A 14917-nucleotide genomic window follows, 5' to 3' on the forward strand; every position below is an offset into this window, starting at 1 on the left:
GGAGGAAAGATTGATGGCAGTAAATAGTACGCGTTGGGGGGTGTTGTATTGTCCTAAGAGAGGATTGTACAGTTCGGGAGTGCACTGGGACAAGATAGAAAAGAGTCTTGTCGACAATGATATTGAGTTTGATTTGATTCAAAGTGAAAACACTGGCAGTGTGGAACGACTCATTAAAATGCTAGTCAACAATGGATATAAAACAATTATTATCGTTGGTGGCGACTCCGCTCTCAACGATGCAGTGAACTGTTTGATGCAAGTTGAGAAAGAAATACGAGACGAAATCGCATTGGGAGTGATTCCCAACGGATTGATGAACGACTTTGCACATTTCTGGGGTTTGAAAGAAGGCGAGGTGGAAACAATCATCCAAGGACTGAAACAACGACGCATCCGAAAGGTGGATTTGGGCTATATACGCTATAAAAACAAGAAAGGAGAAACTTGCCGACGGTATTTTCTCAATTGTATCAATATCGGATTGATTGCTACCATTATGAATCTACGCCGAAAAACACGGCGATTTTTCGGTTCACGTACATTATCTTTTATCTTCTCTTTTATTCTCTTAATCTTCCAACGATTGGAATATAAAATGCGCTTGAAGATTAATGAAGATGAACTGAAGCGGAAAATGATGACCGTTTGTATAGGTAACAGCGTGGGATATGGACAGACACCCAATGCCGTTCCTTATAATGGATTGCTGGATGTCTCTGTGGTTTATCATCCACAGATGATGCAATTGTTTGAAGGAATTTATCTGTTCTTGCGCGGTAAGTTTCTCAATCATCGCAATGTGCACCCTTATCGCACACGCAGAGTGGAGGTATTGGAGGTAAACCGTGCCCCAATCGGTATTGACGGGCGACAGTTGGCAACTCCTGTAGGCCCTTTTACGATTGAGGTTGAACAGGAAATCATCAACTTTCTAATGCCTGATTAACCTATCCGGCTCACCTTCCTGAGATCTTTATCCTCTATAATTTTTATTTTTCTGCCGTCTATTTCGATAAGATCTTCTGCTGCAAAGGCGGACAATGTGCGTATGGCGTTGTTCGTTGTCATATTAGACATACTGGCTAGATCCTCCCGACTGAGGTAGATACATAATGTCACACCATCTTCTTCCACACCGTAACAATCTTTTAAGAAGATCAACGTCTCGGCCAATCTTCCACGAATGTGTTTCTGAGTAAGGCTCACCGTCCGATCATCAGAGGTTCCGAGCAATTTTGCCAAGTGCTTAAGGAAGAACATACTCATGGCGTTGTTCTCCTTCATCATATTAGCAATGAGTTCAATCGGAAAGAAGGCCACTTCACAATCATCAATAGCCATGGCTGAAGTCTTGTAATCTTCTTCGGCAAAGAAAGCCCGATAGCCAAAGAAGTCTATCGATTTGATGGCGCGGAGAATATGACTTCTGCCACTGACTCCCTCTTTGTAGACTTTCACCTTGCCAAAAACAAGGCACATCAAGTCTCTAGGGCTGTCGGAACCCCTATAGATAACTTCGTTCTTTTCGAACTTCCTTATCTTCATACTCTTCAAAAGCACTTTCCGTTGCGCCTTGGTGAGGGGATGCCATAAGGCTGCAATAATCTTAATTGCCTCAACCTTGCTGATGCCTATTTCTGTTGCCATAGCACAATTGCTTTTGTTTGTTAGATTTATTGCTCTATTTATGAAGTCACAAATTTACGACTTTTCTTCTGTAAGACAGTTTTTTTGTTCTCTTTTTTATTCTTTTCCATATAAAAACATCTCATTTCTACATTTAAACGACTAATAATTTGTTGGAGAAATGATTATTTTGTACTTTTGAAGTCAACAGAGGTGCAACTACCCTCCTCTGTTTAGCTACTAATATTTAAACCTAAAATATAGCTTATGAGTTATATACGATTTGAAAAATCCCTAATGACAAATCTTGAAGAAGCTTTGCCTAAGGAATTATTACGGACAAACAGATCGGGAGCTTACTCGTGTTCGTCTATCGTAGACTGCAATACGAGGAAGTATCACGGTTTATTGGTTGTTCCGGTTCCTGAACTTGACGATGAGAACCATGTGTTGTTGTCGGCACTGGATGTATCGGTTATCCAACATGGAGCAGAGTTCAACTTGGGATTGCACAAGTATCAAGGGGACAACTACAGTCCGAAAGGACACAAGTACATCAGAGAATTTAATTGCGATAAAGTGCCAACGACACTCTATCGCGTGGGTGGCGTGCTATTAAAGAAGGAAGTGGTTTTCCAACACTTCGAAGATAGAATCCTTATTCGGTACACCTTGGAAGATGCTCATTCGGCAACAATACTCCATTTCAAACCGTTTTTGGCTTTCCGCAGCGTGCGACAATTCACGCATGAGAATTCTGTGGCCTCGCGTGAATACTTCTCTGTCGAGAACGGAATCAAAACTTGTATGTATGCTGGCTATCCCGACTTGTACATGCAGTTCAGCAAGAAGAACAATTTTGTTTTTCAACCGGATTGGTATCACGGCGTAGAATACACCAAAGAACAAGAACGCGGTTACGCTTCTAATGAAGATTTGTACGTGCCGGGCTATTTCGAGGTGGATATTAAGAAAGGTGAGAGTATCGTTTTTTCGGCTTCTATCCAAGAGTTTAAAACCAAAGGGCTGAGTAAACTTTTTGAGACAGAGGTGGAAGAACGTAGTCCGCGCGACAATTTCTTTCACTGTCTAGTGAATGCAGCACACCAATTCCACATCAATACAAACGCAGGCGATCATTATTTGCTGGCTGGTTATCCGTGGTTCAAGTGTCGTGCCCGCGACACCTTTATTTCTCTACCAGGACTAACGCTTGCCATTGAAGAGGAAGATTATTTTGAAGCGGTGATGAAAACCGCCGAAAAAGGACTTCGTGAATTCATGAAAGGAAAACCCCTTACAGTGAAAATTGCGGAAATAGAACAACCAGATGTTTTGCTCTGGGCCATTTGGGCCATCCAGCAATATGCACGCGAGGTGGGAAAATCTAAATGTTTGGAGAAATACGGCCGATTGATAGAAGCCATTATCAATTATATCCTCGCCAGTAAACATCCTAATCTTTTTGTAGAAACAAACGGACTGGTAAGAACCAATGGAAAAAACCAAGCTGTAACTTGGATGAATTCTACCATTAACGGACGTCCGGCAGTTCCACGCTCTGGTTTTATCGTCGAGTTCAATGCTCTTTGGTTCAACGCTCTTAAATTTGCGGCTACGATGGCGGCAGAAAATAGAAACGAGAAGAGAGCCGAAGAACTAGAAAGACATGCTGCTTTATGCAAAAAATCTTTCGTGACAACTTTCTTGAATGAGTATGGCTATCTATATGATTATGTGGATGGCAACATGGTAGATTGGAGTGTTCGACCCAATATGATATTTGCCGTGGCGTTGGATTATTCTCCATTGGATCAAAATCAAAAGAAAACGGTGCTGGATGTATGCACTCGTGAATTGCTGACTCCAAAGGGATTGCGGTCTCTTTCACCAAAAAGTGGCGGTTATAATCCCATGTATGTGGGAGCGCAAATTCAACGTGACTATGCCTATCACCAAGGTACAGCATGGCCCTGGCTGGGCGGCTTTTATATGGAAGCTTGTCTAAAACTCTACAAACGAACACGACTCAGCTTCATCGAGCGACAAATGGTGGGTTATGAAGACGAAATGTTTTACCACTGTTTGGGTACAATTCCCGAACTCTTCGACGGTAATCCACCATTCCATGGACGCGGGGCCATTTCGTTTGCAATGAATGTTGCCGAAATACTTCGCACATTAGAATTGCTTGAAAGGTATTCATATCAATAACAGGAGGAACGAAAATGAAAGTACTAATGTTTGGTTGGGAGTATCCTCCTCACATCCTTGGCGGTTTGGGTACAGCGAGTTTCGGCATTACCGAAGGACTACATGCACAGGGTGACATGCAGATTACTTTCTGTCTGCCCAAACCCTGGGGCGATGAAGACAAGACGGCAGCTAATATTGTGGCGATGAACTGCGTGCCGGTAGTATGGAGAGACATTGATCATGAGTATCTGAAAGGACGGTTGAACAATGTCATGGATACCGATTTTTACTACCAACTACGCGACCATATCTATGCCGACTTCAGCTATATGAACGTCAACGACTTAGGTTGCATTGAGTTCTCAGGGCGTTATCCGGACAATTTGCACGAAGAAATCAACAACTATTCCATCGTAGCCGGTGTGGTAGCACGCCAACAGGAATACGATATTATCCACGCACATGACTGGCTTACCTATCCTGCGGGTATCCATGCTAAACACGTCTCAGGCAAACCGCTGTGCATCCATGTACATGCCACCGACTTTGATCGCTCTCGTGGAAAGGTAAATCCCACAGTCTATTCCATCGAGAAAGACGGAATGGATAACGCTGACTGCATTATGTGCGTATCTGAACTGACTCGACAGACCGTCATCAACCAATACCACCAAGACCCACGCAAGTGTTTCACCGTTCACAACGCCGTTTATCCCTTGGCACAAGAACTGATGGACATTCCGCGACAGAACCACGAAGGGAAGGAAAAATTAGTGACATTCCTCGGAAGAATCACTATGCAGAAAGGGCCCGAATATTTTGTCGAGGCTGCCAACATGGTATTACACCGCACCCGTAACGTGCGTTTCTGCATGGCAGGGTCGGGTGATATGATGGATCAAATGATCTATCTTGCTGCCAACCGCGGCATTGCCGATCGGTTTCATTTCCCTGGTTTTATGCGTGGAAAGCAGGTTTACGAGTGTCTAAAAGCCTCTGACGTCTACGTGATGCCCTCCGTGAGCGAACCTTTCGGTATCTCGCCACTTGAGGCCATGCAGTGTGGCACACCCACCATCATCTCTAAACAGAGCGGATGTGCCGAAATTCTAAATACCTGTATCAAGGTAGACTATTGGGACATCCACGCCATGGCCGACGCAATCTACTCCATCTGCCACAACGATAGTCTCTTCCACTATCTGCAAGAGGAGGGTAAAAATGAAGTAGACCAAATCACTTGGGAGAAAGTAGGCCGCTGGATTCGCACCCTCTACGAGAGAACCATCAACAACAACTAATAACAGCACATTAAAAAGAACAACAATGAAAACGATATGTCTATATTTTGAGATACACCAGATTATCCATCTCAAACGCTACCGTTTCTTCGACATCGGTACCGACCATTATTATTACGACGACTACGAAAACGAACGTACTATCACCGATATAGCCGAGCGGTCGTACATGCCCGCACTCAATGCCTTATTAGAGATGGTAAAAGCCAACGACCGATACTTCAAAGTAGCTTTCTCGCTTTCAGGTGTAGGTATCGAACAACTCGAAATGCACGCACCGCAAGTGCTCGATAAGTTACAGGAACTTAACGAAACTGGTTGTGTAGAATTTCTCGCCGAGCCCTATTCCCACGGACTCTCCTCACTTATCAACGAAGATTGTTTCGAGGCCGAAGTGAAAAAACAAAGCCAGAAGATCAAAGAATACTTCGGACAGAAGCCCAAAGTGCTACGCAACTCATCGCTCATCTATAACGATGACATTGGACTAAAAGCTTCGCAGATGGGATTTAAAGGCATGCTCACCGAAGGAGCCAAGCACATTCTCGGCTGGAAGTCACCACACTATCTCTATCATTGCACCCTTTCGCCTAACCTCAAACTGCTCCTGCGCGACGTGCGCCTTAGCGACGACATCTCCCTACGCTTCAACAACAGCAATTGGGAAGAATACCCCCTCTTTGCCGACAGTTACATCCGTAAAATCTCAGCCCTGCCCGACGAAGAACAAGTCATCAATATCTTCATGGAACTCTCGGCTTTAGGTATCGCCCAACCTCTCTCCAGTAATATCCTCGAATTTATGAAAGCCCTCCCAGGCTGTGCCAAAGCCGCAGGCATCACTTTCTCCACACCTACCGAACTCTGCACTAAGCTCAAGAGCGTAGGTTCTCTTGACGTGCCCTACGCCATTTCCTGGACTGATGAAGAACGCGATGTCAGCAGCTGGTTGGGTAACCCCATGCAGCGCGAAGCTTTTAATAAACTCTACAGTGTAGCCGATCGTGTACGCATTGCCAACGACGTCCGCATCAATCAAGACTGGGACTATCTCCAAGCCTCCAACAACCTGAGATTCATCACCACCAAAGCCTCTGGCGTAGGCGTAGATCGGGGCATCTACAGTAGCCCCTTTGATGCCTTTACCAACTACATGAACATTCTGGGCGACTTCATCAACCGTGTCAACAGCCTATATCCCGAAGACATTGATAATGAAGAACTCAACAGCCTCCTCACCACCATCAAAAACCAAGGCGACGAAATCCAAATGAAAGAAAAGGAGATTGCCCGCCTGCAAACCAAGATCGCTAAAATCGAGGCCGAAGGAGATAAACTCCGAGCAAAGATGGATAAAACGACAGCAAAGGTTAAAAAGAAAAAAGAAGATTGAATCTTATTAATAGAGGATTTTAATTAATAAGTTAACAAGGTTTCAGTTAACGAGTTAATCATTTGACGAGTTGGCAAGGAGGTTCCCCTATGGGTCGTTCTTGTCAACTCGTCATTTAAGCCCCAATCGGTCATTAGAGATTTTGCAAGCAAAGTGTTACAAACAAAAACTCTCCATCAAAGATATTAAACACTCTTCATCAAGGGTGTACTACACTCTTCACCAAGGGTGTACTATACTCTTCATTAGGGGTGTACTATACTCTTCATTAGGGGTGTACTATACTCTTCATTAAAGGTGTACTATACCATTATGAAAGTGGGTTGTACTCGCTTTGTTAACCTCCAATTGGTCATTAGGTCTAAAAACAACTATTCCCTTTGATTTCCTAATAACCAATTAAGGATTGTCAATTACTCCAATGGGCAATACAACTTCGTGCGCATCAATCATCGCGTTGAAAAGCATCACATACTGGAAGGATGGTAAAGCAGAGGCAGAGATATTGGCCTCGACCAAGAGTCCACTCGAGAGAAGAGCGTGGCGCATGGTGCCTTGCAGTAGAGGTTGAGCGGGGGTGAGCCAGCGATGGCCGTCGAAGAGCGCGATATTGGTGAAAGAGGTATCAGTGAGGAGTCCACGGCGCACGATGAGGATGTCATCGCAATCTCCACGGCATTCTAAAAGATGGAGTAGAGATTGTCGATCAGTACTTTTGTAGGCATAATCAATCTCATTGTCTATCACCAATCGCAAACGCTCTATCCGGCGTAGAATGTAGGGCTGGTAGGATTTTTCTACAACACCATCAGCTCCATAGACGATGCGTGCCTTGATGCGACCGACGGAAGAACGGGGTGCATCTGAAAGCAGTTTGTGTAGAGAAAGGGGGTGTGCCTGAGGGAAAAACCGGCTACGGGTAGTTTCCATTCGCGCTTGATGCAGAGAAAGATGCAAGGGACGACCATTCTCGATACGAATGGTTTCAATGAATGGGGACATACACTTTATCGATTATCTCTTGGTATTCGTCGCGGCAAAGACTCTTAGCAGTAATACCTCCACCGGCTTTAAAATAGAATTGGCCGTCGGTTTGGTCGATGAAGCGAATCATCACGGCACTATCGAGCGAGCCATTGCTCCAACGACCCATCACACCCGTGTAGAAATCGCGACGGTAGGTTTCAGCATCAGCGATAATGTCCACTGTTTTACGTTTGGGAGCACCAGTGATAGAACCTGCCGGCAATTGTGAGAAAAGGATGTCGCCGGGTCGATGGACGAGATGAGGAAAAAGCCGACCGCGAATCTCCGAACTGGTTTGCAAGAGAGGTCCCTTGTGAGTCTGTAGCGTCTCGAGATAGCGATAGCGCACCACCCGCACGCAGTCTGAGACAATACTCAGGTCGTTGCGAATCAGATCGACGATAGTGGCATGTTCGGCTGCCTCCTTTTCATTACTCATCAGACGGTCAGCAGCATCAAGGAGGGTTGCATCCGCCGTACCTTTCATCGGAAAAGACGAAATTTCTCCATGACAGATCCTAACAAACGGTTCTGGTGAGAAGCACACTAATGTGTTACGCAACCAAAGGCGATAGGGCGCATCGGCGCACAGAAATATGTCGCGCAGCGAGAGATCGGTTGTCAGCCCCACGCGACAGGTGAGATTCACCAGATAGCTATTCCCATCCAACAATTGTTTGCGAACGATATTGAAACTGCGAGCATACTCTTCGAATGTGGGAGGGTGAATCTGCCAATCTATTGGACCGATAGGCTGGCGGTGCAACTGTTCGGCATTGCCTACGCCGTTGAAGCTATAGAGTAGTTCGTCGGGATCAATATCCTGCTCAGCTTCCACCAACGCCCGGCTACCTTCATAGTCGATAACAAAAAGATAAGGAATACCTTGGCGGGCCAACTCGTTCATTCGACACCGGGCCTCAGTTCTGTCGTAAAACTTCATTGTTCTTCGTGTATTGAATGGCGCAAATGTACGAAGAATACACGAAATATGGCTGCATCGGAGACGAAGGCAAACAAATTTTCGTAACTTTGCAACACTTTTGAATCACGTAAAGAAATCCATTATGCATACGAAAGAAGAGAAGTTGGAGGCATTCGGCCGTCTGTTGGATGTGCTGGACGACCTACGCGAAAAGTGTCCCTGGGACAAGAAACAAACCTTTGAGAGTTTGCGGCCCAACACCATAGAAGAGACTTACGAATTGTACGACGCTTTGGCCAAACGCGACATGAAGAATATCTGTAAAGAACTGGGCGATGTGCTCGAACATGTTCTTTTTTACTCGCGCATCGGGAGCGAGACAGGTAGCTTCGACATTGCCGACGTCTGTCATCAAGAAGCAGACAAACTGATCTTCCGTCATCCGCATATCTACGGCGAACAAAAGGCCAACAGCGTGGAACAGGTACTACAAACTTGGGAACAGATCAAACTAAAAGAAAAAGACGGCAACACGAGCGTACTCTCGGGTGTTCCCGATGCGTTGCCCAGCGTGATCAAGGCTTACCGCATCCAAGATAAGGCCCGGAACGTGGGGTTCGACTGGCGGAATAAAGCCGAAGTGTGGGCAAAGGTGCGTGAGGAACTCGATGAGTTGGAGGCAGAACTAAAAAAAGAGGACAAGGAACGGTCGACAGAGGAACTGGGCGACTTTCTCTTCAGTATCATCAACGCCGCGCGGCTCTATCACCTCAATCCCGACAACGCCCTCGAACGCACCAATCAAAAATTTATCCGTCGCTTCAATTACGTTGAACAACACTCCATCAAAGCGGGCAAACCGCTCACCGAAATGTCGCTCGAAGAGATGGACCGACTCTGGAACGAAGCGAAGAGAATTGACAATTGAGTTCCCATTTAATTGAAAAGATATGAAGAAGAAGATTTTAACCACGCTATTGTTGATCACGGGCATATTAATAGCCATTTCATGTGTCGACTCTAAGAATAAAAAGAGTGCAGAAACCGATACCACTCTTACCGACGAAGCAGGCGATTCCACCCTCTATGGTGTGTGCGGGGAAAACACGGCCATGCATACATTGGAACTGATCACCACGCAGGGCGATACGCTGACCTATTTGATCGACCTCGACGAAAACTCGCCCGTTCGGGGTGGACTCCTGGCGGGCGACAAGTTGGCGGTGTTGGGCTTCCGGAATGCCGACGGTGAAAACATTGCCACCAGTGTGATCAATCTCACCACCCTTCTGGGCAAATGGGCAAGCATCGACAAGCAATTTGAGATCATGGAAGACGGAACGGTCAACTCTGCCATCAAAGAAGAAACACATCCGTGGACGTCGTGGAGAGTGTTCAACGGTAGACTGGTGCTCAACAAAGACACCTTTGAGGTGAATACGTTGGGGGCCGACTCGCTCTATCTCGAGAACGCGCACGGTATTTTCACCTTTAAACGACAAAAATAGAAAGGCCTTGGAACCCTTCAGAGTGCACATCTTAGGCTGCGGAAGTGCCCTGCCCACCCTCCGCCACAATGCCACCTCGCAGGTGGTAGAGGTGCGGGGGAAACTTTTTATGGTCGACTGTGGCGAGGGCACACAAGTGCAGTTGCGCCGTTCGCACATCCGCTTCACCAGGCTCCGGGCCATCTTTATCTCGCATCTGCACGGCGACCACTGCTTCGGACTCATCGGCATGATCTCCACCTTCGGACTATTAGGTCGAACGGCTCCGCTACAGATCTATGCGCCAGTCGATCTTCAACCTATCCTGCAACAACAGATCGACTTCTTCTGCACAGGACTCGAATTCGACATCGATTTTCATCCCGTAGATACGACCCAACGAAACATCATCTACGAAGACAAGAGCCTCACCGTAGAAACCCTCCCCTTAGAGCATCGCATTGCCTGCTGTGGATTCCTTTTCAAAGAAAAACCGCTACTGCCGCACATCCGTCGCGACATGATCGATTTCTACGGAATTTCACTGAGTCAGATCAACAACATCAAACAAGGAGCCGATGGGGTGGGGCGCGACGGACTCCCCATCCCCAACGCGCGACTCGTGCAACCTGCCACTCCGGCTCGTTCTTACGCCTATTGCAGCGACACACGCTATATGCCGCAGCTACATCAAGAGGTGAAAGGCGCAAATCTGCTCTATCATGAAGCCACATACGGTAGCGAGAGCGAGGGTAGGGCGCGGATGTACTACCACAGTACGGCAGCCCAAGCGGCTCAGGTGGCGGCGGCAGCGAAAGTGGGGCAATTGATGTTGGGACATTACAGTGCACGTTACGATAACGAAAAAGTGCTACTCAACGAGGCGAAAACCATTTTTCCCAACACCATCCTGGCACAGGAAGGACTCGTCATCAACGTATAGTCTCTCATTGAATCTGCCCCCGAATGGGCTTTCGTAGGGGTACGAAGACCCGTTTCTCCCATTTTCGAGCTTTCGTAGGGGTACGAAGACCTATTCTTCCCATTTTCGAACTTTCGTAGGGGTACGAAGACCTGTTCTTCCCATTTTCGAGCTTTCGTAGGGGTACGAAGACCTGTTCCTCCCATTTTCGAGCTTTCGTAGGGGTACGAAGACCTGTTCCTCTCATTTTCGAGCTTTCGTAGGGGTACGAAGCAGAAATCCCGAATCAACCACTTGTGCTTCACAAGTTTTTATAAGAGTCGGGCCTCGTTTTCCACCAAAAAGCCTTATATTTGCAAGCAAATTGCAAAACAAAGCCTACGTATGACAAAAGTTTTACTCACCCTATCCCTTCTCGCAACCATACTAATGGGCAATCCCATTGAAACAAGGGCGAATAACGCGATCGAGCTCATCGACAACGATTTTCAGAGTATCGTCATCACCGTCACCGAGTCCACCCTCCACGTTTCGGGAGCCGCAGGACAGATGCTGGCCATCTACGACGTGGCAGGCATTCGGGTAGTCTATCTCAAGGTGGAGAGTTCGGACAAACGCTTCGAACTCAATCTCCCCAAGGGGTGCTACATCGTGAAAGTGGGAAAAGTGGTGCGCAAGATCGCAATCAGGTAAGTTTTCTGATTTGAAAATAGGCAAATACACCTTTCTTGTTGTCCTCTGGGCGGTGGCGATTGTTTCCTGCCACGAGGAAAAGACCTCATCTAACAAGAATTATTCTTCGGCCGACTATCAAGAGTTAGACTCCTCGGCCTTCAGACTCAATTCCCATCGCATCCGAGCCAACATCGTGCGACTGGCACGGGCAGACAACGATTCGTTGCAGCCCGACAGTCGCACACGTCGTTATTATCGTGGCGGCGGGAATTTTCTGTGGATCGACCGACAGGGAGTAGATGCACGTGCCGACAGTTTGCTGGCCCATCTCCATGAAGTAGAAGCATTGGGCTTCAGTCGGCGGAAATTTAGGGTAGAGGAGATAGAAGCTGATCTGCGTCGGGTGCGCACGCTCAAGGTCGACACCGGTAGCAACGCACTCAACCTGGTGATGGCGCGACTGGAATACAATCTCACCAAGGCCTTTCTGCGGTATGTCTCGGGACAGCGATTCGGGTTTGTCAATCCCGCCTGGGTGTTCAATCGGCTTGACGTGCACGAGGGCGACTCGACCGGGAAATCCTACCGTGCCCTTTTCGACGTCGCCATGGAACACGCCACCAAAAATTTCTATTGGGCTGCGCTGCGCAAGATTTATAACGATTCGGTGGCCATCTTCCTGCACGAGGTTCAGCCGAAGAGTCCGCTTTATCAAACATTTTTAGCCAGACTTAAACGACAGAGCCTCTCGCCCTCCGAGAGAATAAAAACACTCTGCAATCTGGAGCGCAGCAGGTGGCGACTGGCAGACATCCCGCAAAACCATGATCAATACATCTGGGTGAACATCCCCTCCTTCCATCTCGACGCCGTGCGGGGCGACAGCGTGCTCACCATGCGCATGGCTTGCGGGAATGTCGCCACGAAGACGCCATTGCTCACCAGTCGAATTATGCGGATGGACATCAATCCGCAATGGGTTGTCCCGCGGAGCATCATCCGCAAGGAGATGGTGCGCCACGTGGCCGATCCGGCCTATTTCGAATCCCACCGCTATGTTGTGCGCGAAAGGAGGAGTGGTCGACCCGTCGATCTGAACCGCCTCACGACAGCCCTCCTGCTCAGTCCCGATCACTGCGTCGTGCAGTCTGGCGGCGAAGGCAATGCACTGGGCCGAATCATCTTCCGATTCGCCAACAACTTTTCCATCTTCATTCACGACACATCGTCGAAAGAAGCCTTCGCCCGCGACAACCGCGGCGTTTCGCACGGTTGCATCCGCGTTGAGCAACCGTTCGACTTGGCCGTATTCATGCTCGCCGACAAAGATGAGAGACTCATCGAGAAAATCAAATATTCGATGGAGGTGAATCTTTATCCTCCCCCATCGGATGCCCAGAGCACGGAATGGAAGAAGCCCGACAGGTCGAAACTGATGAACAGTCTGCGAGTGAATCCAGAGATTCCCGTCTTCATCGCCTATTACACGCTCTATCCCGACAAGCGGGGCGCGATGCGGTCTTACCCCGATGTTTACGGCTACGACCAGGTGCTGTATGGCTGGCTCAAGAATTATATCGAATGAGAGATGCACCGGAAGACACCCCCCACCAACCATCGCATGCTATTGGGGAGATGATCTCCCACACATCGGGAAGTCATCTCCCACACATCGAGAAGTCACCTCCTGCACACCAGGAAGTCATCTCCTGCATACCAGGAAGTCATCTCCTGCATACCAGGAAGTGATCTCCGGCAAGTAAAGCAATCCATCCTCTCCACAAATTTGACCATAAAAAATCCCGATGCTGTTGGCATCGGGATTTTTTTGCCATCTTTTCTTCGTACCTTTGCCGCCACTTATGACCATCATTCTTACCATCCTTTCGTATTTCAGCCTTCTGCTGCTCGTGAGTCGATTCACCTCGCGCCGCGCCACGAATGCCACATTTTTCCGTGCCGACAACCGGTCGCCGTGGTATATGGTGGCCTTCGGCATGGTGGGAGCCTCCATCTCGGGTGTCACCTTCGTGTCGGTGCCGGGCATGGTGAACGTTATCGGCATGACCTATCTACAAACCTGCATCGGTTTTATTGCGGGGTATTTCTTAGTGGCATTTCTACTTCTACCCGTCTACTATCGGTTGCGGCTCACCACGATTTATTCCTATCTGAACCATCGACTGGGTTCATCGGCCTATCGCACGGGAGCCTCCTTCTTCCTGCTCTCGAAGATGACGGGGGCGGCTGTTCGATTCTACGTCGTTTGTATGATTCTGCAACGTTTCGTGCTTGATGCCCTCGGTGTTCCGTTCGCCCTGACGGTGGTGGCGATGGTGACGCTGATCTGGCTTTACACCCGTCGTGGTGGCATCAACACGTTGGTATGGACGGATTCTTTCCAGACATTTTGCATGTTTGCGGCTCTGATTCTCATCCTCTACCAGGTGGTGGAGGCTTTGGGGATGACGATGGGCCAGGCGGCAGAGGCGGTGATGAGAGATGAGCGCAGCCGCGTGTTTGTGTTCGGCGACTGGCTTTCGACGCAGAACTTTTGGAAACAATTTCTCAGTGGAGCCTTCATCGTGGTGGTCATGACGGGGCTCGACCAGGATATGATGCAGAAGAATCTTACGTGCAAAACGCTGCGCGAGGCGCAGAAAGATATGTGCTGCTATGGATTTGCTTTTGTTCCGGCCAATCTGCTATTTCTCTCGCTGGGCGTACTACTCTCGATGCTTGCCACGCAGCGGGGGATCGCTCTGCCGGCATCGGGCGACGAACTCTTGCCGATGTTTGCAGCCAGCGGTTCGCTGGGCGGACTGGTGTTGGTGCTCTTCACCATCGGTATCGTAGCGGCCTCGTTCAGCAGTGCCGACTCGTCGCTCACAGCGCTCACCACCACTTTTTGCGTCGACCTCTGTGGGCGCGCCGACGACGAGTCTTTTCGCAAACGCGTGCACCTGGCGATGGCCCTGGCATTCGTGGCGTTCATTCTGCTATTTCGGGTGGTGAACTCCACCTCGGTGATCGATGCCATTTACATTCTCTGCTCCTATACCTATGGACCGCTGCTCGGACTGTTTGCCTTTGCACTTTTCACACGTCGCCAGGCAAACGGCGTGTGGGTACCGGCGGTGACGATTGCCGCTCCGCTGCTCTGCTTCGGTCTCGACAGTATGACGCAACGCCTTGCAGACTATCGATTCGGCTACGAACTGCTGTTGCTCAACGGTCTGCTCACCTTTGGCGGATTGCTGCTCGCCAGTCGTCGAGGTTCCCGGTAGATGCATCTCCCTTATTCAAGCCAAAGGGTGAAAAGACCATGCATGTCTTTTCACCCTTTGGCTTGAATAAGAATCT

14 protein-coding genes are annotated in these 14917 nt (G+C 48.3%); 10 read left to right on the forward strand and 4 right to left on the reverse strand.

The genetic code is table 11. The features are described 5' to 3' along the window. The first annotated feature begins 13 nt into the window (after positions 1-13). Positions 14-949: a diacylglycerol kinase family protein gene (locus tag J5A66_RS05845; RefSeq protein WP_211789737.1), complete on the forward strand. Its 936-nt coding sequence runs from the start codon at positions 14-16 to the stop codon at positions 947-949. Here the strand turns inward: J5A66_RS05845 and J5A66_RS05850 are convergent. After that, entirely contained in the window at positions 946-1650 is a 705-nt protein-coding gene (locus J5A66_RS05850) for a Crp/Fnr family transcriptional regulator (protein ID WP_211789738.1), read from the reverse strand. The genes J5A66_RS05845 and J5A66_RS05850 overlap by 4 nt on opposite strands. A gap of 246 nt (positions 1651-1896) precedes the next feature. Here J5A66_RS05850 and J5A66_RS05855 point away from each other — a divergent pair, with 246 nt between their 5' ends. Genes J5A66_RS05855 through J5A66_RS05865 form a run of 3 tightly spaced genes read left to right on the forward strand, consistent with a single transcriptional unit; the run spans position 1897 to position 6519 of the window. Then, positions 1897-3843, forward strand: a complete 1947-nt coding sequence (locus J5A66_RS05855; protein WP_211789739.1) for a glycogen debranching enzyme N-terminal domain-containing protein — start codon at positions 1897-1899, stop codon at positions 3841-3843. A 14-nt stretch (positions 3844-3857) separates the two neighbouring features. Further along, positions 3858-5126 (forward strand): glycosyltransferase family 4 protein, encoded by a 1269-nt coding sequence (locus tag J5A66_RS05860; RefSeq protein WP_211789740.1) that lies wholly within the window; start codon positions 3858-3860, stop codon positions 5124-5126. A 25-nt stretch (positions 5127-5151) separates the two neighbouring features. Further along, on the forward strand, positions 5152-6519 hold the full coding sequence (locus tag J5A66_RS05865; RefSeq protein ID WP_211789741.1) for a glycoside hydrolase family 57 protein: 1368 nt from the start codon (positions 5152-5154) through the stop codon (positions 6517-6519). A 399-nt stretch (positions 6520-6918) separates the two neighbouring features. On the opposite strand, the gene J5A66_RS05870 is transcribed toward J5A66_RS05865, so the two are convergent. Next, the gene (locus J5A66_RS05870) at positions 6919-7521 is read right to left on the reverse strand and encodes an aminotransferase class IV (protein WP_211789742.1); all 603 of its coding nucleotides are present in this window, start codon (positions 7519-7521) and stop codon (positions 6919-6921) included. Further along, complete coding sequence (locus J5A66_RS05875; RefSeq protein WP_211789743.1) at positions 7505-8488, reverse strand: aminodeoxychorismate synthase component I; 984 nt, start codon at positions 8486-8488, stop codon at positions 7505-7507. The genes J5A66_RS05870 and J5A66_RS05875 overlap by 17 nt, the downstream gene beginning before the upstream one ends. A 124-nt stretch (positions 8489-8612) precedes the next feature. On the opposite strand from J5A66_RS05875, the gene mazG reads away from it, so the two are divergent. The 5 genes from mazG to J5A66_RS05900 all read left to right on the forward strand — a co-directional run bounded on the left by mazG (position 8613) and on the right by J5A66_RS05900 (position 13139). Further along, positions 8613-9398 carry a nucleoside triphosphate pyrophosphohydrolase gene (mazG, locus tag J5A66_RS05880; RefSeq protein ID WP_211789744.1) on the forward strand — a complete coding sequence of 262 codons (786 nt, stop codon included), beginning with the start codon at positions 8613-8615 and terminating at the stop codon, positions 9396-9398. Positions 9399-9420: 22 nt separating this feature from the next. Beyond that, positions 9421-9978, forward strand: coding sequence for a hypothetical protein (locus J5A66_RS05885; protein ID WP_211789745.1), 558 nt, complete (start codon positions 9421-9423; stop codon positions 9976-9978). A gap of 7 nt (positions 9979-9985) precedes the next feature. Then, positions 9986-10900 (forward strand): ribonuclease Z, encoded by a 915-nt coding sequence (locus tag J5A66_RS05890; RefSeq protein ID WP_211789746.1) that lies wholly within the window; start codon positions 9986-9988, stop codon positions 10898-10900. A 363-nt stretch (positions 10901-11263) separates the two neighbouring features. Next, on the forward strand, positions 11264-11572 hold the full coding sequence (locus J5A66_RS05895) for a T9SS type A sorting domain-containing protein (protein ID WP_211789747.1): 309 nt from the start codon (positions 11264-11266) through the stop codon (positions 11570-11572). A 10-nt stretch (positions 11573-11582) separates the two neighbouring features. Further along, positions 11583-13139 carry a L,D-transpeptidase family protein gene (locus tag J5A66_RS05900; protein ID WP_249109922.1) on the forward strand — a complete coding sequence of 519 codons (1557 nt, stop codon included), beginning with the start codon at positions 11583-11585 and terminating at the stop codon, positions 13137-13139. A 117-nt stretch (positions 13140-13256) separates the two neighbouring features. Here J5A66_RS05900 and J5A66_RS05905 read toward each other — a convergent pair whose 3' ends face one another. After that, a complete protein-coding gene (locus J5A66_RS05905; RefSeq protein WP_211789748.1) occupies positions 13257-13427 on the reverse strand; it encodes a hypothetical protein in 171 nt (56 codons plus the stop codon). Between J5A66_RS05905 and J5A66_RS05910 the strand changes: the two genes are divergently transcribed. After that, positions 13417-14841 carry a sodium:solute symporter gene (locus J5A66_RS05910; protein WP_211789749.1) on the forward strand — a complete coding sequence of 475 codons (1425 nt, stop codon included), beginning with the start codon at positions 13417-13419 and terminating at the stop codon, positions 14839-14841. The genes J5A66_RS05905 and J5A66_RS05910 overlap by 11 nt on opposite strands. The last annotated feature ends 76 nt before the right edge of the window (positions 14842-14917 follow it).

The sequence above is a fragment of the Prevotella sp. oral taxon 475 genome (assembly GCF_018127805.1).
In the GTDB taxonomy this organism is placed as follows: domain Bacteria; phylum Bacteroidota; class Bacteroidia; order Bacteroidales; family Bacteroidaceae; genus Prevotella.